Source organism: Pseudomonas palleroniana, assembly GCF_003031675.1.
GTDB classification, from domain to species: domain Bacteria; phylum Pseudomonadota; class Gammaproteobacteria; order Pseudomonadales; family Pseudomonadaceae; genus Aquipseudomonas; species Aquipseudomonas palleroniana.
In genome coordinates, this window is the sequence record NZ_PYWX01000019.1 from 40,290 (window position 1) to 61,851 (window position 21,562).

The window sequence follows — 21,562 nt, forward strand, 5'->3', positions numbered from 1 at the left end:
GAGCCGTTACATGACCCCTAATGACCTTGAAGAACTCAACGCTATCCGCGACGGTGTGCGTGCGTTGTGCGCTGAATTCGATGCCGCTTACTGGCGCAAGATCGACGAAGAAAAAGGCTTTCCCGAGGCGTTCGTCAAGGCCCTGACCGATGCCGGCTGGTTGTCGGCGATGATCCCGCAGGAGTACGGCGGCTCCGGCCTGGGCCTGGCCGAAGCCTCGGTGATCCTGGAGGAAGTGAACCGTTGCGGCGGCAATTCCGGCACGGTGCACGGCCAGATGTACAACATGTTCACCTTGTTGCGTCACGGCAGCGAGGCGCAGAAGCGTTTCTACCTGCCCAAGCTCGCCAGTGGCGAATTGCGCTTGCAGTCCATGGGCGTCACCGAGCCCAGTACCGGCACCGACACCACCAAGATCAAGACCACCGCGATCAAGCGCGGCGACAAATACGTGATCAACGGCCAGAAGGTGTGGATCTCACGTATCCAGCATTCCGACCTGATGATCCTGCTGGCGCGCACCACGCCACTGGCCGAGGTGACGAAAAAATCCGAGGGCATGTCGATCTTCCTGGTGGACCTGCGCGAAGCGATCGGCAATGGCCTGACCGTGCAGCCCATCGCCAATATGGTCAACCACGAAACCAATGAGCTGTTCTTCGACAACCTGGAACTGCCGCTCGACAGCCTGATCGGCGAGGAGGGCAAGGGTTTCAAATACATTCTCGATGGCCTGAATGCCGAGCGCACGTTGATTGCCGCCGAGTGCATTGGTGACGGCCGCTGGTTTATCGAAAAAGCCAGCGCCTATGCCCGCGACCGCGTGGTATTTGGCCGACCCATCGGACAGAACCAGGGCGTGCAATTCCCGATTGCCGAAGCCCATATCGAAATCGAAGCCGCCGACTTGATGCGCTGGCGCGCCTGCGAGGAATACGACAGCGGCGCCAATGCCGGGGCCAGCGCGAACATGGCCAAGTACCTGGCGGCCAAGGCGTCCTGGGAGGCTGCCAATGCGTGCCTGCAAACCCACGGCGGTTTTGGTTTTGCCTGCGAATACGACGTGGAGCGCAAATTCCGCGAGACCCGCCTGTACCAAGTGGCGCCGATCTCCACCAACCTGATCCTGTCCTACGTGGCCGAGCATCTGCTCGAACTGCCCCGCAGCTTCTGAGGCTTTTGACCATGAGCCATACCCTAGCCTTGTGTCGGTTCCTTGCGCAGCTGGATTACGAGCAGCTGCCGCAAACGCTGCTGGCGCGTACCGAAGAGCTTTATCTGGATTGGCTGGGCTCGGCCCTGGCCAGCCAGGGCATGCATCCGATCCCGTTGTTTGAACGCTATGCACAAAAGATGGGGCCAGGCAGCGGCCCGGCGCAGGTGATCGTCAATGCTGGCAGCAGCAGTGCGTACTTTGCCGCCCTGGTCAACGCCGCCGCCTCGCACCTGGTCGAGCAGGATGACCTGCACAACAGCTCGGTGCTGCATCCGGCCACCGTGGTGTTTCCGGCTGCCCTGGCCACCGCGCAGGACCTCGGTAAATCCGGGCGTGAGCTGCTGCTGGCGTCGGTCGCCGGTTACGAGGCCGGGATTCGCATCGGCGAATTCATGGGCCGTTCCCACTACCGAATCTTTCATACCACGGCCACCGTCGGCACGCTCGCCGCTGCGGTGGCGGTGGGCAAATTGCTGGGTTTCAACCAGGAGCAGTTCGTCAACCTGCTCGGCAGTGCCGGCACCCAGGCCGCCGGTTTGTGGGAGTTTCTGCGCGATGCCGCAGACTCAAAGCAACTGCATACGGCCAAGGCTGCGGCGGATGGTTTGCTCGCCGCTTACCTGACGGCGGATGGGTTGACCGGCGCGCGCAATATCCTGGAAGGCGATCAGGGCTTGGCGGCCGGCATGTCCCAGGATGCGCAGCCGAGCCGCTTGTCTGCCGGCCTCGGGAGCCGCTGGGCGTTGCTGGAGACCTCGTTCAAGTTCCACGCATCGTGCCGTCACACCCATCCTGCCGCAGACGCGCTGTTGCACCTGATGCAGCGTGAGGGTTTGAGCGCCGCCGATATGGCCCACGTGCAAACCCGTGTCCATCAAGGCGCAATTGACGTACTGGGGCGCGTGAAAGTGCCTGCCACCGTGCATCAGGCCAAGTTTTCCATGGGCACGGTACTGGGCCTGATCGCGGTGCATGGCAAGGCCGGGCTGACCGAGTTCCACGAACTGGCGTTGAGCGATCCGGCGGTGGCCAGCTTGCGCGACAAGGTCAGCATGACCCTCGACCCAGAGGTCGACGACGCCTACCCGCAACGCTGGCTGGGCCGCGTTACGGTCACCACCACCGATGGCCGCACCCTGCACGGCGCGATTGACGAGCCCAAAGGCGACCCGGGCAACACCTTGAGCCGCGTCGAACTGGCCGACAAATTCCGCCGGCTCTGTCAATTCAGCGGCGCACGTACACCGGCACAGGCCGATGCGCTGATCGAAAAAGTCTGGAACCTGCGCAGCGCAGCGTCCATGGCCCACTGGCTCTGAGGAACTGCCATGACCCATCAACGACCGCTGGACGGCATCACCGTCGTCAGCCTGGAACACGCGATTGCCGCCCCGTTTTGTACTCGTCAGTTGGCCGACCTGGGCGCTCGGGTGATCAAGATCGAGCGCCCCGGCGCCGGTGACTTTGCCCGTGGCTATGACGAGCGGGTGCGCGGCCTGGCCTCGCACTTCGTGTGGACCAACCGCTCCAAGGAAAGCCTGACCCTGGACCTCAAGCAGGACGAGGCAGGATCTATCCTCGAAACCCTGCTGGCCGATGCCGATGTGCTGGTGCAGAACCTGGCACCCGGCGCGGCGGCCCGCATGGGCTTGTCGTTCGAGGCGCTGCATGAGCGTTTTCCGCGGCTGATCGTCTGCGATATTTCCGGTTACGGCGAAGGCGGGCCTTACGAGAAGAAGAAGGCTTATGACCTGCTGATCCAGAGCGAAGGCGGCTTTCTATCGGTGACCGGTGGCCCGGGTGACGAGCAGATGGCCAAGGCCGGTTGTTCGATTGCCGACATCTCCGCCGGCATGTACGCCTACAGCGCCATCCTCTCGGCGCTGTTATTGCGTGGCAAGACGGGGCAGGGCAGTCGCATCGACGTGAGCATGCTGGAAAGCTTGGTGGAGTGGATGGGCTACCCGATGTATTACGCCTTCGATGGCGCCCCGCAACCACCGCGTGCCGGTGCGGCGCACTCGACGATCTACCCCTATGGGCCGTTCCCGACCGGCGACGCCGGCACGGTGATGCTCGGTTTGCAGAACGAACGCGAATGGGCGGCGTTCTGCGACAAGGTGCTGCTCACCCCTGAGCTTGCGACGGATGAGCGTTTCAGCGCGAACTTCAAGCGTTCAGCCAACCGTGAGGTGCTGCGCGCGATCATCGTCGACCGCTTCGCGCAGCTGGATACCGAAGCCGTGATCCAACGCCTGGAGCATGCGCAGATCGCCAGTGCCCGGGTCAACGATATGCAAGGCGTGTGGGACCACCCGCAACTCAAGGCGCGGGACCGCTGGCGTGAAGTCGCAAGCCCCGCTGGCCCGTTGCCGGCGTTGTTGCCGCCGGCACGCAATACCGCGTTTTCGCCACGTATGGACGGGGTGCCGGCGCTGGGGCAGCACAGCCAGGCCATCCTCCATCAGATCGGTTACTCGGCTGATGCCATCGACCGTCTGCGCACGCGTGGCGTTATCTGAAAAGGAATGTCAGTGATGTCCCAATCTTTAGTTCGTTCAGCCCTGTTTGTCCCCGGCAGCCGCCCGGAACGTTTCGCCAAAGCCCTGGCCAGTGGGGCCGATGCGGTGATCGTGGATTTTGAAGATGCCGTGGAAGAACCGCTCAAGCGCCAGGCACGGGATAACCTCGCGGCGTTTTTGACCGCCCAGCCTGATGCCCGGGTGTGGGTGCGCATCAATGCGCCTGAGCATGCCGAGCATTTTGCGGATGTGGCGTTTTGCAAAGCCCATGCGAATGTGGCCGGCGTGCTGTTGCCGAAGGTGGAGAGTGCCGCCCAGGTGGCCGTGGTGGCCGCCGCCGGTAAAGTGATCTGGCCGATTATCGAAAGCGCACGGGGCTTGCTGGCCATCGCCGAGATCGCCCATGCGCCGCAGGTGGAGCGTCTGTCATTTGGTGGCCTGGATCTGGCCCTGGACTTGAACCTGAGCAGCCAGTCGGCGGCGGCACGGTTTGCGCTGGATCAGGCGCGCCTGTCACTGATCGTGCATTCCCGCGCCGCCGGCCTGGTTGCGCCGCTGGATGGCGTACATCCGGCAATCGACGATCCCGAGGGCCTGCACCGTTCGATCCGCCATGCCTATGAAATGGGCTTTGCCGGAGCGCTGTGCATCCATCCCAGGCAGGTCGCGGTGATCCATGCCGCCCTGGCGCCCAGCGCCGAAGACCTGGCCTGGGCCAAGCGCGTCGTGGAGGCCGGAGCCCATGGGGCAGGGGCCTATCAGATCGATGGGCAGATGGTGGATGCGCCGGTATTGCTCAGAGCCCAACGATTGCTGGCAGCCCGGACCTGACTGCAAAAACCGGATTGAACGTGGGAGGGGGCTTGCTCCCGATGACAGTGGATCAGTACCTGATGTGTTGACTGACACGCCGCTATCGGGAGCAAGCCCCCCTCCCACAGGCGTGTCGATTGTTTATGCGGTTGGCGTTCAGTTTGGCGGAACGCAGGTATCTGGAATTCTAAATTCACTAAACGCTTCACATCAGGCACCTTGCCTCACAACACAACAATAAGAAGGTGATTTTCCATGCTCAAGCTCTCCCGGGCGCTGCTGTGCGCCGCCACCTTGTTTGCCGCAGGCCTGGCCCAGGCGGCGGATCCGATTGTGATCAAGTTCGCTCACGTGGTCGCCGAGAACACCCCCAAAGGTCAAGGCGCGCTGCTGTTCAAGAAGCTCGCCGAAGAGCGTCTGCCGGGGCAAGTCAAGGTCGAGGTATACCCCAACTCGTCGTTGTTCGGTGATGGCAAGGAGATGGAAGCCCTGTTGCTGGGCGACGTGCAGATGCTCGCACCTTCGCTGGCCAAGTTCGAGCAATACACCAAACAGGTGCAGATCTACGACTTGCCGTTCCTGTTCAACGACCTGGCGGCCGTCGACCGTTTCCAGGCGGCCCAAGGCAAGGAGCTGCTGACCTCGATGCAGGGCAAGAACATTCTCGGCCTGGCCTATTGGCACAACGGTCTCAAGCAACTGTCCGCCAACAAGGCACTGCATGAACCCAAGGATGCCCGTGGCCTGAAGTTCCGTGTGCAGGCTTCCAGCGTGCTGGAAGAACAGTTCAAGGCGATCCGTGCCAACCCGCGCAAGATGAGCTTTGCCGAGGTCTACCAGGGCCTGCAGACCGGCACGGTCAACGGTACGGAGAACACCTGGTCGAACTACGAAAGCCAGAAGGTCAATGAGGTGCAGAAGTACTTCACCGAGTCCAACCATGGCCTGATCGACTACATGGTGATCACCAACGCCAAATTCTGGAATGGCCTGCCGCCAGACGTGCGCAGCACCCTGGAGCAGATCATGGCCGAGGTCACCGTCGAGGTGAACAAGCAGGCCGAAGCGCTGAACCAGTCGGCCAAGCAGAAAATCATTGACGCCAAGACCAGCGAAATCATCGAGCTGACACCCGAGCAACGTGCGCTCTGGCGCGAAGCCATGCGCCCGGTATGGCAGAAGTTCGAAGGGGAGATCGGAGCTGACCTGATCAAGGCGGCGGATGCCGCCAACCAGTAACACCCCGAGCCTTGCACTTATCTATCTCTGCCTCGCGAGGTTTTGCCATGCAAACGCTAAGGCGCGTCTGGGAGCACCTGGAGGAAGGCTTCATTGCCTTCCTGCTGGCCGCCATGACCCTGGTGACATTCGTTTACGTGATGCTCAATAACATCTACACGCTGTTCTTCGCCCTGGCCGACAAGTGGGCTGTAAGCAGCCCGTTTTTCAATGCCCTGGGTGACCACACCATGACCTGGGCTCAGGACATGACCTGGAGCGTGGCACTGACCAAGGCCATGTTCGGCTGGCTGATCTTCTTCGGTATTTCCTATGGCGTGCGGACCGCCGGGCATTTGGGCGTGGACGCCCTGGTCAAGCTGACCCGGCGCCGCGTGCAACGCCTGCTGGGCATGCTGGCGTGCCTGTGTTGCCTGGCCTACGCCGGGTTGTTCATGGTCGCCAGCTACAAATGGGTCAGCGCGGTGATGACGGCCCATATCGGCGCCGAAGACCTCGACCAGTACGGCGTCGATGTCGGTGACATCGTAGTGATCGTGCCCATCGGGTTTGCGCTGGTGTTTATCCGCTACCTGGAAATCTTCTACCGCCTGTTCACCCACCGTCAGGTCGGGTTGGGGCTGGCCGACGAGGCCGGTGAGGCCAGCAAGTTGGCCGGCAGCCATGAGGAGCGTCACTGATGGCCGTGCTCTGTCTGTTTTTGCTGTTGTTCGTGTTCATGTTCCTTGGCGTGCCGATCGCGATTTCCCTGGGACTGTCCGGTGCGGTGTCGATCCTGATGTTCAGCCAGGACTCGGTGAGCTCGCTGGCAATCAAGTTGTTTGAAACCTCTGACGCCTACACCTTCCTGGCGATTCCGTTCTTCCTGCTGTCCGGTGCGTTCATGACCACCGGGGGCGTGGCGCAACGGCTGATCGACTTCGCCAACGCGTGTGTCGGCCATATCCGTGGCGGCCTGGCGATTGCGGCGGTATTGGCGTGCATGCTGTTTGCGGCATTGTCAGGCTCGTCACCGGCCACGGTGGCGGCGGTGGGCTCGATTGCCGTGGCCGGCATGGTGCGCTCCGGGTACCCCAAGGAGTTTGGCGCAGGGATCATTTGCAACGCCGGCACCCTGGGCATCCTGATTCCGCCTTCGATTGTGATGGTGGTGTACTCGGCGGCCACTGAAACATCAGTGGGCAAACTGTTCATGGCCGGGGTGGTGCCGGGGTTGCTGCTGGGCTTGATGCTGATGGTCACGATTTATATCGTTGCGCGCATCAAGAAACTGCCGGCGCAGCCGCGCGCGACGTTGCGTGAATGGCTGACCTGTGCGCGTCGGGCGTTCTGGGGCTTGCTGTTGCTGGTGATCATCCTCGGCGGCATCTACAGCGGCATGTTCACCCCGACCGAAGCGGCGGCCGTGGCGGCGGTGTATTCGGCGTTCGTGGCGTTGTTCGTGTACAGGGACATGAAGCTGCGCGACTGCCCCAAGGTGCTGCTGGAGTCCGGGCGCCTGGCAATCATGCTGATGTTTATCATCGCCAACGCCATGCTCTTCGCCCACGTGCTGACCACCGAGCAGATCCCGCAGGAAATCACCGCCTGGGTGATCTCTGAAGGGCTGACGCCGATTGGCTTCCTGATCATGGTCAACATTGTGCTGCTGGTGGCCGGCAGCTTTATGGAGCCGTCGGCTATTGTGTTGATCCTGGCGCCGATCTTCTTCCCGATTGCGATGAAGCTGGGCATTGACCCGATTCACCTGGGGATCGTGATGGTGGTCAACATGGAAATCGGGCTGGTGCACCCGCCGGTGGGGCTGAACCTGTTCGTGACGTCGGCGGTGACCGGGTTGACGCTGGGGCAGACCATTCGTGCAGCGATGCCGTGGTTGATGATCCTGTTGGTGTTCCTGATCATGGTCACCTACTTGCCGTTTATTTCCCTGGCCCTGCCGCACTGGCTGGGCATGTAGCGCGGTCAAGCGGTGTGGGAGAGGGCAAGCCGCTCCCACACCCAGGCGCTATTGGTCCATGGCACTCAAGATCGCATGGGCCACCTTGACCCGTTCGGCATTCGGGTAGTTCTTGTTCGCCAGGATCACCACACCGATGTCCTTGCTCGGTACGTACGCCACATAAGCGCCGAAACCACGGGTGGAGCCGGTCTTGTTGAACAGCACGTTGGCCGGTTGCACGCGCGGTGTACTCAGCCATTGGACCTTGTGCGGCTCCATGGCCATCGGCGTGGAGTTGCCGTCAATCAGCGCTTGCAGCGCGATGGGGTAGGGGTAGGACTCCCAGCCCAGGCCCTGGGTCATGCCGTTGACCGTGTAATAACCGGTCTGGGTAGTGGCGATGGCCTGCTGCAACGGCTTGCCCAGGGTCTGCGGGTGCAGGTTGGCAATCACGTAGCGGGCCAGGTCCTGGCTGCTGGTCTTGATGCCGTAGGCTTCGCTGTCCAGCGCGCCGGGGCCGACGCGTACGGGGTTCTGGGCGCTGTCATAGCCTTGGGCGTAGTCGCCGGATCGGTCAGCGGGGACGCTGACGTAGGTGTTCTTCAAGCCCAGCTTGGGCAGCAGGGTTTTCTCCATGGCGGCATTGAAGGGTTGCCCCAGGCTTTGGGCCGTAAGGTAGCCGAACAGGCCGATGCTCGGGTTGGAATAGAGCCGTTGGGTGCCGGGGGCGTAGGTGGGTTTCCAGTGTTGGAAGTAGTTGAGCATGGTCGCGGCGCTGTCGGCGGCGTCGGGAAACTGCAGGGGCAGGCCGCCTGCGGTGTAGGTCGCCAATTGCAGCAAGCTGATGCCGTCGAAGGCACTGCCGGCCAATGCGCTCAGGTGTTCACTGGCCTTGTCCGACAGCTTGAGCTTGCCGGTGGCCTGCGCATACCCGCCCAGAGTAGCGGTGAAGGTTTTACTGACCGAGCCGACTTCAAACAAGGTGTCTTCGGTCACGGGCTTCTGCGTTTCCCTGGATGCCATGCCGTAGTTAAAGTACTGCACCTGGCCCTTGTTGATCACCGCGACCGACAGGCCCGCAATGCCTTGTTGTTGCATCAAGGGTTGAACGCTGCTGTCCACGACCTGGCGCATATCGGTGGCCGCCATGCAGCTGCCGGAGCCGAGCAGTAAAGCGCAAATCAGAAGTTTTTGTAGAGGGGCATTCATGGTGACTCGCTTCCCTGTAGGTGATGTGCTGACGATTGGGGCCTGCGCAGGCGTGGCAAATCTAGGTGGATTCCGGCTTTGCGGCAAACGATGATATCTTGCAGCTGGCATTAGAAAAATTAAGGTCAAGGCATGCTTCGCTCTCATCTACCGCTGAATGCCCTGCGCGCATTCGAGGCTTCCGCCCGCCACCTGAGCTTTACCCGCGCAGCTATCGAGCTGTGCGTGACCCAGGCCGCAGTCAGCCATCAAGTGAAAAGCCTGGAAGCGCAACTCAATGTCACCTTGTTCAAGCGCCTGCCACGCGGCCTGATGCTCACCCGCGAGGGCGAAACCTTGCTGCCTGTGCTGCGCGAATCGTTTGATCGCATCGCCCATACCTTAGGCCAATTCGAAGGCGGGCATTACCGTGAGGTGCTTACCGTGGGCGCCGTCGGTACCTTTGCCGTGGGGTGGCTGTTACCGCGTCTGCCGGATTTTCAAAGCCGTTACCCGTTTATCGACCTGCGCCTGTCGACTAACAACAACCGCGTCGACGTCGCTGCCGAAGGGCTCGACTACGCTATCCGTTTCGGTGCAGGCGCCTGGCATGGCACCGACGCCTGCCAATTGCTGGCGGCACCGCTGAACGTGCTGTGTGTGCCGCACATTGCCGAGCAGTTGCAGGTGCCCGCAGACCTGTTGAAACACACCTTGCTGCGCTCCTACCGGGCCGATGAGTGGACCCACTGGTTCCAGGCGGCCGGGTTGCCCGCCGATACCGTGGTGCCGCGTAGCATCATGTTCGATTCATCCTTGGCCATGATGGAGGCGGCGCTGCAAGGCATTGGCGTGGCACTGGCCCCGGCGATGATGTTTTCGCGGCAGCTGGAGAGCGACGTGATCCGCAAACCGTTCGACATTGGCATCACCACCGGCAGCTATTGGCTGACCCGCCTGCAATCGCGAGCCGAAACCCCGGCCATGCTGGCATTCAAGGGCTGGCTGAAAGAGGCGGCTGGGCAGGGCTGATAGTTTTATCTTTGAAACAAAATGAAACATTCGTCACGGGCTACCCTCTACCGTAGCCCCCTACCGAGTGCCTTCATGAAAAGTCCGCGCCCCTCCGACCGTATGCCCCACCTCACGCAATTGCGCAACCTGAAGATGGCCCGTTCCGCCCACGCTTATGTGCGCGGCAGTACGGTGCAGTTTTATGAATGGCTGCACAGCCAGCCCGGTCGACGCTTGCCTCATGGCCCGGCTATCTGGATCTGCGGCGATTGCCACGCGGGCAACCTGGGCCCGACCGGGGATATCAAGGGGCGCATCGACATGCATATTCGCGACCTCGACCAGACCGTGATCGGTAACCCGGCCCACGACCTGGTGCGCCTGGCCCTGTCCCTGGCGACCGCCGCTCGCGGCTCCGACCTGCCGGGCGTGACGACCGCCCGCATGCTCGAAGAAATGATGGTGGGCTACGAACAAGCCTTCAAGGACAAACCCGACGAAGCGCCGCCGCGCCCGTCCCAGGTCAAGGCCGGCATGCGCAGCGCAGTTGAGCGCACCTGGAAGAACCTGGCGCGTGAACGTATCGAGAATGCACGGCCGAGCATCCCGTTGGGCAAGCACTTCTGGTCGCTGTCGCGTGCGGAAAAGAGTGCTCTGCAAAGCGTCTGTGCTTCCGATGAGATCCAGCAACTGGTGACGTCACTCAAAGGCCGCCCCAAAGACGCCAAGGTCGAGCTGCTGGATTCGGCCTATTGGGTCAAGGGGTGCAGTTCCTTGGGCTTGCTGCGTTATGCGGCGTTGTTGGGAGTGGGCGACAAGGACGAGCAGGAATACTGCCTGATCGATATTAAGGAAGCGGTCGGCGCCGCCGCCCCCCGTGCGCCGCGGGCGAAGATGCCCAGGGACAACGGCCGCCGCGTGGTGGAAGGCGCCCGTCAGCTGTCACCGGGCTTGGGTGAGCGCATGGTAGCCACGCGGTTTCTGGATCACGGCTTCTTCATCCGTGAATTGCTGCCCCAGGACATGAAGCTGGAACTGGACGAGTTGAGCGAGACCGATGCCATGCACGCCGCTGGTTACCTGGCCCGCGTCGTCGGGATCGCCCATGCCCGGCAAATGGACCGCGACACACGCAAGGCGTGGATGTCAGTATTGCAGGAGAACCGTTCCAGGCAGTTGGATGCGCCTTCCTGGTTATGGACCAGCGTGGTGCAACTGGTGGGCAGCCATGAGCAGGGCTATCTCAACCATTGCCGCAGGTATGCGCTGGAGCACTGACCATGGCAGCGGCGACATCCAAATGCGACGCAGGGTCAGGTGTGGCGAGCAAGCTTGCTTGCGCTGGGGTGCGAAGCGCCCCCATAAAGCGGGAGACTGCTGCGCAGTCAACGGGAGCAAGCTCCCTCGCCACAGCAAGCTCCCTCGCCACACAAGCCCGCCCCACAGGACTCATGACATTCAGGCCAGATACTTGCGAAACCAGCCGAGGGTGCGTTCCCACGCCAGGTTCGCGGCCGCCTCGTCGTACCGTGGCGTTGAGTCATTGTGGAAGCCATGGTTGGCGCCTTTGTAGAGGTACGCCTCATAGGTCGTCCCGGCCGCCTTCAAGGCCTTTTCATACGCCGGCCACCCCTCATTGATCCGCGTGTCCAGCTCGGCGTAATGCAGCATGACCGGCGCCTTGATGCGCGGTACGTCCTTGGCCTCCGGTTGGCGCCCATAGAACGAGACCGCCGCACCCAACTCCGGATAGGCCACCGCCGCTGCATTGGTCACGCCACCGCCGTAACAGAAACCGGTTATCCCGACTTTGCCGGTGCTGGCGTCGTGGTGCATCAACCACTCGATGGCGGCGAAGAAGTCGTTCATCAGCTTTTCGGGATCGACTTTCTGCTGCAGCTCCACGCCTTTTTCATCGTTGCCCGGGTAGCCGCCCACCGATGTCAGGCCATCCGGCGCCAGGGCGATAAAACCGGCCTTGGCCAGGCGCCTGGCGACGTCTTCGATATACGGGTTGAGGCCACGGTTTTCATGCACCACCACCACGGCCGGCACCTTGCCACTGGCGTTGGCCGGGCGCACCAGGTAACCGCGCACGGTGCCGTTGCCTTTGGGCGAAGGGTAGGTGATGTAATCGGCGACGATATCCGGGTCGGTGAATTTCACTTGCTCGGCCAGGGCATAGTCGGGGCTCAGGGCCGCCAGCAACGCGGAGGCGGTGAGGCCACCGAAGGTAAACAGCGCGGCGCGGTCGAGGAACTCACGACGGTTGAGCTTGCCGTGGGCATAGCCGTCGTAGAGTTCCAGCAGTTCGGGGGCGAAGTCTTTCGCGGTGAGACGCGTCATCGGGGCAGTCCTCGGGAGCGGTGGCGTTCACTGTAGACCAGGATCAACCTTCGCGGCCATGGGCGGCGGCGGCCAATTGCCCGGTGTCGACGCGCACGAACACCGAGTCGCCGATGGCCGTGAGGACGTCGCCGGCGTACACCTCGCAGACCACGCGGCTTTTACGCCCGACCTCGCCCTCGACCCGTGCACGCAGGGTCAGTGTCACGCCCATGGGCGTCGGTTTGATGAATTTGATCCCGAGGTTGCCGGTCACGCAGTCGATGCGCGGCAAGGTGCCGGGTTCACGCTGCTCTGCGCGGTAGTGGTAGGCCATGGCGGTCCAGTTGGAATGGCAGTCCACCAACATGGCGATCAGGCCGCCGTAGACCAGGTCCGGCCAGCCGGTGTATTGGGGCTGGGGTTGATGTTCGGCGATCAGGTGGACGCCATCGGCATCCCAGCGGCTCTTGATGTGCAAGCCATGCGGGTTGCTGCCACCGCAGCCGTAGCAAATGCCTTGCGGCGCGGTGATGTCCTGCAGAGAAGGGGGCAGCATGCAAAGTCCTTATTGTTCTGGGCGACTACTCTGTTTAACAGCCCACGGGCAGAATGGGAACCAGGCGTCCTTACTTCTTGCGGAGCGTTGCATGAACCGTCGAACTTTCCCCGCTGTGCTGCTGGTGCTTGCCCTCATTGGTTGCTCCAGTGCCCAGGCCGTGGAGTACAAGGACGTCAACCGCACGGCGAGCCAGATCAGCTTCACCTTCCAGCAGTTCGGGCAGCGGGTGTATGGCACCTTCAGCGATTTCGAAGGAACGCTGACATTCGACACGCAGAAGCCCGAGGCTGCCCATGCGTTGCTCAAGATCCAGCTGGCCAGCATCGACGCCGGCAGCCCGGATGCCAACACCCAACTGCAGCAACCTGCCTGGTTCGACACCGCGACCTACCCGGTGGGCGTGTATGAATCCAGCGGTGCCGTCGCCTTGGGCGAGAACCGCTACAAGATCAGCGGCCACCTGACGATCAAAGGCATCACGCAGCCGGTGGTGATCGATGTGCTGCTCAAGGAGCAGGGCGGCATCGGTGTGTTCGACGGCGAGTTCGTACTCAATCGCGCAGACTATCGGATCGGCGAGGGTGAGTGGGCGGGCAACAGCGTGGTGTCCAACGACATCCACATCAAATTCAAGATGGTCGCCCCTCAACGTTAACGCGCGAAATGCTTGGCCCCGGCCACGCAGCCGATCACGGCCAGGGTCACCAGCAGCATGCCAAGGCTGACCTGTTCATGCAGCAGGCCCGCCGCCAGCGCCAGGCCGAAGAACGGTTGCAGCAACTGCAACTGGCCGACGGCGGCGATACCGCCCTGGGCCAGGCCGCGATACCAGAACACAAAACCGATCAACATGCTGAACAGCGACACGTAGCCCAGGCTCAGCCAGGCGGGCAACGGGATGCCGCTGAAACTGTGCGGCGCCAGGATCACGCTCAACGGTGCCACCACCGGCAACGACACCACCAGCGCCCAGCAGATCACCTGCCAGCCGCCCAGGCTGCGCGACAACCGGGCGCCCTCGGCATAACCCAGCCCGCACACCAGCACCGCCAGCAGCATCAGCAAATCGCCCGCCGGCGCGGCGCTCAAGCCTTGAGCGAAGGCATAGCCCATCACCAGCGCGCTACCCAGGATTGAAAACAGCCAGAACACCGGCCGTGGCCGCTCACCGCCACGCAATACGCCGAATACCGCCGTGGCCAGGGGCAGCAGGCCGATAAACACGATTGAATGCGCCGACGTCACGTATTGCAGCGCGAGGGCAGTCAGCAGGGGGAAACCGATGACCACGCCCAGGGCGACGATCACCAGGGGCATGTATTGCCCGCGCGAGGGGCGTTTCTCCTTGAACAACCGCAGTAGCAGCAGGCCGAGCAAGCCTGCGAGGGTGGCGCGGATCAGGGTGAGAAACACCGGGTCAAACGCCATCACGGCCAGGCGCGTGGCGGGCAATGAGCCGCTGAAAATCAGCACGCCGATAAAGCCGTTGATCCAACCTTGGGTACTGCTATCGAGGGTGCTGAACCGCGAGGTACGTTCCATGGAAGATGCCCGAAGAAAGAAAAGTTGCGTGTCCGGCATCCTAAAAGTGAAGATTAAGACAATCAAAGAATTGTCATGGATACACCGCCTATGCCGCGCGCCCGCTACAAGTCGCTGGTCGACCGCTTCGCCGCCGATATTCGCAGCGGGAAAATGCCGCCTGGCACACGGTTGCCGACTCACCGGCAATTGGCCGCCGAGCATGGCCTGGCCCTGGTCACCGCCAGTCGCGTGTATGCCGAGCTGGAGGCCATGGGCCTGGTCAGCGGTGAAACCGGCCGTGGCACGTTTGTCAGGGAGATTGCGTTGCCGCCGGGGCAGGGCAGTGGCCAGATGATCGTCGCCACGGGCATGCTCGACCTCAACTTCAACTACCCCGCGTTGCCTGGCCAGGCCGACCTGTTGCGCACGGCGTTGCGCCAGTTGGCCCTGTCGGGCGACCTCGAAGCCCTGTTGCGCTATCAGCCCCACGCCGGTCGCCTGCACGAGCGCGCAGCGGTGGCGCGGCACTTGTTGAGTCGGGGGTTGGCGGTGGACGCTGAACAGGTGCTGGTGGTCAGCGGCGCCCAGCACGGCTTGGCGGTAAGCCTGATGGCATTGCTCAAGCCCGGTGAGGTGATCGCCGTGGACGCGCTGACGTATTCGGGCTTCAAGGTGCTGGCCGAGACCCTGCACCTGGAGGTCGTCGCGATTCCGGTCGGTGCCGAGGGGCCGGACCTTGAGTTCCTGCAGCGCCTGTGTCGCCAGCGACCAGTGCGCGCCGTGTATAGCATTCCGACCTTGCACAACCCTTTGGGCTGGGTGTTGAACCTGGCACAGCGCGAGCAACTGGTCGAGATTGCCCGTCGGCACAATCTGATGATTATCGAAGATGCGGCCTACGCATTTCTCGCCGACGACGCGCCACTGCCCCTGGCGAGCCTGGCGCCGGAGCGCACGGTGTATGTCGGTGGCTTTTCCAAGAGTGTGGCCACGGGACTGCGCGTCGGCTTCATCGCTGCGCCGCTTGCCTGGGTGAAAGGGTTGGAGCGCAGGATCATGGCCACCACCTGGAACGTGCCGGGGGTGATGAGTGCGATTGCCGTGGCCTGGATCGAAGACGGCACCGTGGCGCGGCTGGAGGCGCAAAAACGCCAGGATGCCCGGATGCGGCAGGCTTTGGCGGCGCAGGTACTGACGGGTGTTGACTACATCAGTCACCCCTCGTCGTACTTTCTATGGTTGCCGCTGGGGGAGGATGCCCGCGCTGATCAGATCGCCATGACCTTGCAGCGCGAGCAGATTTCCGTGTCCACCGCCGAGCCGTTTGCGGTCTCGGCCTACGTGCCCCACGCGTTGCGTCTGGCGCTCGGCTCGGTGGAAATACCGGCGTTGCGCGAGGCGTTGCTCAAGGTGCGCAAGGTGGTGGCATGGTGAGTCAGTACTTGTAGGCTTGACGCCCGATCAGCAGCCACTTGCCTTGCTGTTTCTGCCAGACCTGGAAGTTGTCGATATCGGTGGGCACTTCGACGCCGCTGTTCACCGCCAAGGCGTGAAAGTGGTTGCGCACCAAGGCGGTGTCGCCGTCGAGCGTGATGGTCTGGTTCTGCATCTCCAGGGTCTTGAATGCGCTGGTGTGGTTTTCCAGGTCGGCGATGAATTGCGCCTTGTTCTGGACTTTGCCGCTGGAGTGGCCGTAGGTGAGCTTGTCGGACGTCAACGCGTGCAGCTGCTTGAGGTCCAGGTGGAGCATGGCTTGGGTCAGTTGGTCGACGGCCTGCGCCACCTCTTTTTCGGCGGGGGCGGGCGCGGCTGAGACCACAGCGGAAAACAGGCACAGAAAACCGATCAGCACTTTGATGTGGGGCATGGGTGTTTCCTTATTGTTGTCAGGGGGTACGAACACTTAAGTCGTCGTACAACCATGCCGTATTTTTAATCGGCAAGGAAAGTGAATTTTTTGAATGCCTTTGAAATATTGGTGTAGGTCACGCTTTAAATGGCGTGCGACATCATATGACGTCTCAACACTTGCGCAATTTCTTCCTGGAATTTGCCCCACTTCCTGCCTTTGTGGCACATGGCTATGCTAGCGCCACACTGATCAAATCCACCAGGAAGCCAGCCATGCTACCGAACCCAAACTACCAGGCCGTTCAACCCTCCGTCGGTGCAGGGAGGCCGTTTGCGAGGCCGGCGTCGGTCAATATCGACATGATCGCTATCGCTCGGGGTTGAAGCGTTGATGATTACCCAAGGCATGGAAGTATTAATTGACTACGGCCTCCACTTGGCGCCGGGTCTGTTGCTGTTCGGGCTGTGGTTTGCGCTGACGCCCAGCACCTTGTCCGCAATGCGCATCCTGATCCTGCTGGCAGCGTTCGTATTGATGCGCGACGTGATGACGCCGCTGGGCATGTGGTCGCTCGGCAACGAGGCGCAGATCGCCTTCACCCACAATACGTTCGTATTGGCCATGCTGGGTGGTTTATCGGCGTTGCTGATCCTGTTGCTGGCGCGGATCGCGCCGCAGTTGTGGCAGCTGGTGCGCTGGTCTATCGGCAATCCGGCTGTTGGCCTGGCCGTGGGGCTGCTGGTGGGCTGCCTGATCGGTGTGCCGCTACGGGTTCACCAAGGTATCGACGCGTCCGCGATCCATGGCTATTGGGTGTGGCTGCCGGGCATGCTGGTATTGGCTTACGGCGCCAACGCGCTGGAAGAGGTGTTGTTTCGCGGGTTCCTGCAGGGTTACCTGGAGCAGCGGCTCACGCCGTTGCGTGCCGCCTTGATCAGTGGCGTGGCCTTTGCCGCCTGTCATACGTTCCTGGCCTTGAGTGTGACCCAACTGGGCGCGACGGTGTTGCTGTTCACCCTGATCGAAGGGCTGGCCTGCGCCTGGGTGCGGATGCGTTATGGCGTGTTGCCAGCCACGCTGACCCATGGCACGGCCATTCTGTTGATAGCCGTGCCGCTGGTTTGAAATGCAGATGCTGTAGGAGCGAGCTTGCTCGCGAAGAACTCATAGGCACCGCGTTCATTCAGGAGAAACGCGTTATCGTTGACGTTTTTCGCGAGCAAGCTCGCTCCTACATCAGTCTACCGCCAGGGGTGGAGTACGCGGGGGAATCACGCGTTTGCTGCCGGTGGCTTCAAACGCCGAAGCGAAGCGCAGCAGTTGCGAGTCGTCATAGGCACGCCCGGCAAAGGTCAGCCCCACCGGCATGCCGATGTCCGCCATCACGCCCATCGGCACGGTGACCGTGGGCACACCCAGGTGGCGAATAGCGAGGTTGCCATTGGCGACCCAAACCCCGTTGCTCCAGGCGATATCGGCACTGGTTTCGTTCACATCGGCATCTGCCGGGCCCACGTCGGCCACGGTCGGGAACAGCACGGCGTCCAGCCCCAGGTTGTCCATCCAGTCTTCCAGGTCAATCCGCCGGGTTTGCTCCAGGCCCCGCAGGCCGTCGGGCACGGTGCTGATCTCATTCCACGGTGTGATGCCACGTTTGGCCATGCGCACGTACTCGTCCATGCCGGCGGCCAGGTCGTCTTCACGGTTGGGCAGGGTGCCTGGGTCGTGCGGGAAGATCTGCGGGCCGTCGACGTCCGCCAGGCGATTGAGGGTCGGGTCGCCATTGGCACGCAGGAAGTCATCGAAGGCCCAGGCCGACAGCTCCCACAGTTCGTCGTGCAGGAATTCCTTGGACACCAGGCCGCGGGTAAACACGGTCGGCGCGCCGGGGCGGTCGCCTTCGCAGTTGGACACCAGCGGGAAATCCACCTCGATCACCTCGGCGCCGGCGGCTTCCAACGCCTGGCGGGCAGCCTGCCACAGGTCGATCACGCTGGCACGGGTGTTGATCTTCTGCCCGGTCGGCCCGCCGATCCCGGGTTTTTCGCTGGTGCCGGCCTCGGGGTCGGCGTTGATGTACATGCGCGGCACGCCGAAGCGTTTACCTGCGAGCGACTCGCGAGGCGCTGCCAGCTCAGCGTAGGAAACCGGGCGCACCGAGGCCACGCTCGGGATCGGTACCCAGGGTTGCAGGCGCCACAGGTCGCCACGGGTGTCGGGGTCTTCGGCAACCACCACATCGAGCACTTCCAGCAGGTCGGCCATGGTGCGTGCATACGGCACCACCACGTCCATGGTCGGCGTCAACGGCCAGTTGCCGCGCACCGAAATCACCCCACGGGACGGGGTGTAGGCACACAGGCCATTGTTGGACGCCGGACCGCGCCCGCTCGACCAGGTTTCTTCGGCCAGGCCGAATGCGGCAAAGCTGGCGGCTGTCGCGGTGCCTGCGCCGTTGGAGGAGCCGGAAGCAAAGGGCGCGGTGAGGTAGTCGGCGTTGTACGGGCTCTCTGCGCGGCCATAAACGCCGCGTTGCATGCCGCCATTGGCCATCGGCGGCATGTTGGTCTTGCCCAGGCAGATGGCGCCGCCGGCCCGCAGGCGCTCGATGGTAAAGGCGTCGCGATGGGCCGTCAGCTTGGCGAAGGCCGGGCTGCCCGAGGCGGCCGTCAGGCCCTTGACCAGGTAGCTGTCTTTGGCGGTGTAGGGGATGCCATCCAGTGGTCCCAAGGTTTCGCCCTTGGCCCGACGCGCATCGGACGCCTTGGCTTCTTCAAGGGCCTGGGGGTTGCGCACGACCACGGCGTTCAAGGCGGTGGCCGTCTGCGGGCCGTCATAGGCATCGATCCGCGCCAGGTAGGCCTTGACCAGTTCAACGGCAGTGGTCTGGCCGGTTTCAAGCGCCGCGCGCAATTGGGCAATGGAGACTTCGGTAACTTGCATCACGTTTTTTTCGCCGCCTTCAGGTGGGAGGTATGGCGGCAGTCTACGGACAGATATTTCACAAAACCAGCGCCGCATAATCCGCGTAGGCGGCACGCATTACTTGCCATGTAGCCGCGTCAGCGGGAATCAGATGTTCGATCCGCAGTGAGGTCAGGGTGATGTCCTGGGGCATGCCGAAGGTGGTGAAGGTCGACAGGAAGTTCAGTTCGCCCCGCTTCGAACGGATACACGTCAGCACCAACGGCGGCATCGACCCGGGCAGTTCGGTGCCGGCCGGTGTCGGTAAACCCGCCAATAACGTAGCCAATCCGGGATTACCCAGTGCTTCGCGGGTTGCCCGTTGCCAGGCCAGGCTGCGGATTTCTTCGGCGTTGATCAGGTGATCGCCCAGGCCACCTGTCTGCAGCAGCGTGGTGAGCAGGTTGATGCCATCGGCCGCATCCGGCGGGATACCCACCAGTTCAAACAACACGCCGGTACTCGCGTTCGCCGCCAACACTTCCCACTGGCTGCCCAGCAGAATCGCTGGTGCAGGGTTGTTGGCATGCAACACATGGCTGACCGCCTCGCGAATCGCCGCCATGGCGGGCGATGCCAACGAGGTGGCGGCGTAGCGGGGGGCATAACCGGCGGCGAGGAATACACGGTTGCACAGCTCCAACGGGGCTTCCAACGCCGTCAGCAGATTATGCAAGGTGCCCGGGCTCGGCTTGGCGCGGCCGGTTTCGATGCAACTGAGGTGACGCTGCGAGACGCCCGTGATCAAGGCCAGGTCCAGTTGGCTCAGGTGGGCGTGGCGGCGCAGTTGGCGTAACAGTTCGCCGGCGCTGACTGTGATGTCCATGGCGTGGTCATGACCTCCGAGGTCATTGCGAGGGCCGCCACCTTATCACTAGGGTGGGCCTCGTTCACTGCAAGGAAGAGTCCATGTCCAGAAGACCTTATATCGCCCTGGCCGCTCTGCTCGGGTTTTCGCTGTACAGCCTGGCGGTGATGTTCACCGCCGAGCAATCGTTGCTGGCATTCGGCTGGGAACTGATGACGCGGCCGGACACGGCGCAGGTCGTGATCGACCTGTACCTGATGGCGGCGCTGGCATGTGTGTGGATGTATCGGGATACGCGGGCCCGGGGGCGCTCGGTGATTGGCGTGCTGCCGTATTTTTTGCTGACGGCGGTGTTCGTCTCGGTGGGGCCGTTGTTGTACATCGTTGTGAACGCCTACCGGGATGAATGAGCGTACGCGCCGGTACGGTCCACCAGGCGAATGCTGTCGCGCCCACCCCGCTTGGTTTCATAGAGTGCGCTGTCCCCCAGTTCAATCAACACCGCGAGGCTGTGCGGCGGTTGGTCGAACAGGTTGGCGCCGATGCTCAACGTGATCGGCGCGGGCGTGGTGAAGGACTGCGAGGCGAATTGGTGGAACTGGGCGCGCAGGCGGCTGCCCAGTTCCACGATCTGCTCGGTCGAGGTGTCGTTGAGCAGGATCACGAACTCATCGCCGCCCAGGCGGGCGGCCAGCGAGCCATCCGGGGCCACGGTGCGAATCATCTCGCTCAAGGTGATCAGCAAGCGGTCGCCGGCGGTATGGCCGTAGAGGTCATTGACCAGTTTGAAGTTATCGATGTCGATCAGCAGCAGCGCGCCCGGTTGTGCCGCTGAAACCTGGGTGAGCAGGGGCGGCGCGTGCAGGTCGAGGGCGCGGCGGTTGTAGAGGGCGGTCAACGGGTCGCGGGCGGCCAGGTGGGCAATCTGTTGTTCGCGGCGGTAGCGTTCGGAACCGGTCATCGACAATGCAATCAGCATGATCGCCATGGCGCCCTCGACCAGGGAGACCTGGATGATCTCGCCCTTGAACGCCGTCAGGTCGATCAAGGTGCCGGGGATCTGCACAGACAGGGCCTTGGCCACATAGAACGCGCCATGGATCAGCAGCACGTAACGCAGTTGCACCGCGCCGATGCTGAGGGATTTGCCATGGGGCCGCAGCAGGAAACTGGCGCACAAGGTGGGCAGTGCCACCAGCAATGACTGCACCGCCAGCATGATTTTGGACCATAGCAGGTCGGCCGGGAGCATCAGCAGTCCGAACCATATGGCCGGCATCAGTAGCCAAAACGCCGACAGTCGCCGCTGGGTAAAGCGTGCCACGCCCAACAGGAATAAAAAGTGCGCGCTGACCAGCAAACCGTTGGCGAACCAGATGCCGATCATCCAGAAGCCGCTGCTGCGCAGCAGGGCGAGGATGGAGCCGAAGCTGATGATGGCGAAGCCGGCGCTCCAGAACAGCAGCGAGGGTTCGCGCACGCTGCGCCATTCAACGGCTAGGTACAGGGCGGCAGCGGCTGCCAGGGCAACGGTGAGTGCCAGAATGGTCGGGGGATCGAGCGTCATTGGGTGCCGGGTCTGCCTGGGTGTGC

At 62.5% G+C, this 21,562-nt stretch carries 21 protein-coding genes; 13 read left to right on the forward strand and 8 right to left on the reverse strand.

Annotated elements, in window-relative coordinates; genetic code table 11:
• Positions 1-10: 10 nt before the first annotated feature.
• From C9383_RS06595 to dctM, 7 genes are all read left to right on the forward strand, one after another.
• Entirely contained in the window at positions 11-1,174 is a 1,164-nt protein-coding gene (locus tag C9383_RS06595; RefSeq protein WP_090370713.1) for an acyl-CoA dehydrogenase family protein, read from the forward strand.
• Between the two features lie 11 nt (positions 1,175-1,185).
• On the forward strand, positions 1,186-2,535 hold the full coding sequence (locus C9383_RS06600) for an MmgE/PrpD family protein (protein ID WP_090370715.1): 1,350 nt from the start codon (positions 1,186-1,188) through the stop codon (positions 2,533-2,535).
• Positions 2,536-2,544: 9 nt separating this feature from the next.
• Positions 2,545-3,738, forward strand: a complete 1,194-nt coding sequence (locus C9383_RS06605; protein WP_090370717.1) for a CaiB/BaiF CoA transferase family protein — start codon at positions 2,545-2,547, stop codon at positions 3,736-3,738.
• A gap of 15 nt (positions 3,739-3,753) precedes the next feature.
• A complete protein-coding gene (locus C9383_RS06610; RefSeq protein WP_090370720.1) occupies positions 3,754-4,569 on the forward strand; it encodes an HpcH/HpaI aldolase/citrate lyase family protein in 816 nt (271 codons plus the stop codon).
• Positions 4,570-4,806: 237 nt separating this feature from the next.
• On the forward strand, positions 4,807-5,790 hold the full coding sequence (gene dctP, locus C9383_RS06615; protein ID WP_060752657.1) for a C4-dicarboxylate TRAP substrate-binding protein DctP: 984 nt from the start codon (positions 4,807-4,809) through the stop codon (positions 5,788-5,790).
• Between the two features lie 47 nt (positions 5,791-5,837).
• Positions 5,838-6,470, forward strand: coding sequence for a TRAP transporter small permease (locus C9383_RS06620; protein ID WP_060752658.1), 633 nt, complete (start codon positions 5,838-5,840; stop codon positions 6,468-6,470).
• Complete coding sequence (gene dctM / locus C9383_RS06625; protein ID WP_060752659.1) at positions 6,470-7,750, forward strand: C4-dicarboxylate TRAP transporter large permease protein DctM; 1,281 nt, start codon at positions 6,470-6,472, stop codon at positions 7,748-7,750. The genes C9383_RS06620 and dctM overlap by 1 nt, the downstream gene beginning before the upstream one ends.
• A 48-nt stretch (positions 7,751-7,798) precedes the next feature.
• Here the strand turns inward: dctM and ampC are convergent, their stop codons facing one another.
• Positions 7,799-8,941: a class C beta-lactamase gene (gene ampC, locus C9383_RS06630; RefSeq protein ID WP_090370723.1), complete on the reverse strand. Its 1,143-nt coding sequence runs from the start codon at positions 8,939-8,941 to the stop codon at positions 7,799-7,801.
• A 132-nt stretch (positions 8,942-9,073) separates the two neighbouring features.
• On the opposite strand from ampC, the gene C9383_RS06635 reads away from it, so the two are divergent.
• Both C9383_RS06635 and C9383_RS06640 read left to right on the forward strand, forming a co-directional pair.
• Positions 9,074-9,952 carry a LysR family transcriptional regulator gene (locus tag C9383_RS06635; RefSeq protein WP_060752661.1) on the forward strand — a complete coding sequence of 293 codons (879 nt, stop codon included), beginning with the start codon at positions 9,074-9,076 and terminating at the stop codon, positions 9,950-9,952.
• A gap of 75 nt (positions 9,953-10,027) precedes the next feature.
• The gene (locus C9383_RS06640; RefSeq protein ID WP_090370725.1) at positions 10,028-11,212 is read left to right on the forward strand and encodes a DUF2252 family protein; all 1,185 of its coding nucleotides are present in this window, start codon (positions 10,028-10,030) and stop codon (positions 11,210-11,212) included.
• Between the two features lie 180 nt (positions 11,213-11,392).
• Here C9383_RS06640 and yghX read toward each other — a convergent pair whose 3' ends face one another.
• Together yghX and C9383_RS06650 are read right to left on the reverse strand one after the other, a co-directional pair.
• Positions 11,393-12,280, reverse strand: a complete 888-nt coding sequence (gene yghX / locus C9383_RS06645; RefSeq protein ID WP_090370727.1) for a YghX family hydrolase — start codon at positions 12,278-12,280, stop codon at positions 11,393-11,395.
• Positions 12,281-12,323: 43 nt separating this feature from the next.
• Positions 12,324-12,818, reverse strand: a complete 495-nt coding sequence (locus tag C9383_RS06650) for a PaaI family thioesterase (RefSeq protein WP_090370729.1) — start codon at positions 12,816-12,818, stop codon at positions 12,324-12,326.
• A gap of 91 nt (positions 12,819-12,909) precedes the next feature.
• Between C9383_RS06650 and C9383_RS06655 the strand changes: the two genes are divergently transcribed.
• On the forward strand, positions 12,910-13,476 hold the full coding sequence (locus tag C9383_RS06655; RefSeq protein ID WP_090370732.1) for a YceI family protein: 567 nt from the start codon (positions 12,910-12,912) through the stop codon (positions 13,474-13,476).
• Here C9383_RS06655 and C9383_RS06660 read toward each other — a convergent pair.
• The gene (locus tag C9383_RS06660; protein WP_090370733.1) at positions 13,473-14,363 is read right to left on the reverse strand and encodes a DMT family transporter; all 891 of its coding nucleotides are present in this window, start codon (positions 14,361-14,363) and stop codon (positions 13,473-13,475) included. The genes C9383_RS06655 and C9383_RS06660 overlap by 4 nt on opposite strands.
• A gap of 90 nt (positions 14,364-14,453) precedes the next feature.
• On the opposite strand from C9383_RS06660, the gene C9383_RS06665 reads away from it, so the two are divergent.
• On the forward strand, positions 14,454-15,779 hold the full coding sequence (locus tag C9383_RS06665) for an aminotransferase-like domain-containing protein (RefSeq protein WP_060752667.1): 1,326 nt from the start codon (positions 14,454-14,456) through the stop codon (positions 15,777-15,779).
• 1 nt (position 15,780) lies between these two features.
• Here the strand turns inward: C9383_RS06665 and C9383_RS06670 are convergent, their stop codons facing one another.
• Entirely contained in the window at positions 15,781-16,212 is a 432-nt protein-coding gene (locus C9383_RS06670; RefSeq protein ID WP_090370735.1) for a nuclear transport factor 2 family protein, read from the reverse strand.
• Positions 16,213-16,587: 375 nt separating this feature from the next.
• On the opposite strand from C9383_RS06670, the gene C9383_RS06675 reads away from it, so the two are divergent.
• Complete coding sequence (locus C9383_RS06675; RefSeq protein ID WP_090370737.1) at positions 16,588-17,322, forward strand: CPBP family intramembrane glutamic endopeptidase; 735 nt, start codon at positions 16,588-16,590, stop codon at positions 17,320-17,322.
• 111 nt (positions 17,323-17,433) lie between these two features.
• Here the strand turns inward: C9383_RS06675 and C9383_RS06680 are convergent, their stop codons facing one another.
• Positions 17,434-19,143: an amidase gene (locus C9383_RS06680; RefSeq protein WP_090370739.1), complete on the reverse strand. Its 1,710-nt coding sequence runs from the start codon at positions 19,141-19,143 to the stop codon at positions 17,434-17,436.
• Between the two features lie 55 nt (positions 19,144-19,198).
• Positions 19,199-19,987, reverse strand: a complete 789-nt coding sequence (locus tag C9383_RS06685; RefSeq protein WP_090370741.1) for a helix-turn-helix domain-containing protein — start codon at positions 19,985-19,987, stop codon at positions 19,199-19,201.
• Between the two features lie 83 nt (positions 19,988-20,070).
• Between C9383_RS06685 and C9383_RS06690 the strand changes: the two genes are divergently transcribed.
• Complete coding sequence (locus tag C9383_RS06690; RefSeq protein WP_090370743.1) at positions 20,071-20,379, forward strand: DUF2834 domain-containing protein; 309 nt, start codon at positions 20,071-20,073, stop codon at positions 20,377-20,379.
• Here C9383_RS06690 and C9383_RS06695 read toward each other — a convergent pair.
• Positions 20,364-21,536, reverse strand: a complete 1,173-nt coding sequence (locus C9383_RS06695; RefSeq protein WP_090370745.1) for a GGDEF domain-containing protein — start codon at positions 21,534-21,536, stop codon at positions 20,364-20,366. The genes C9383_RS06690 and C9383_RS06695 overlap by 16 nt on opposite strands.
• Positions 21,537-21,562: the final 26 nt, after the last annotated feature.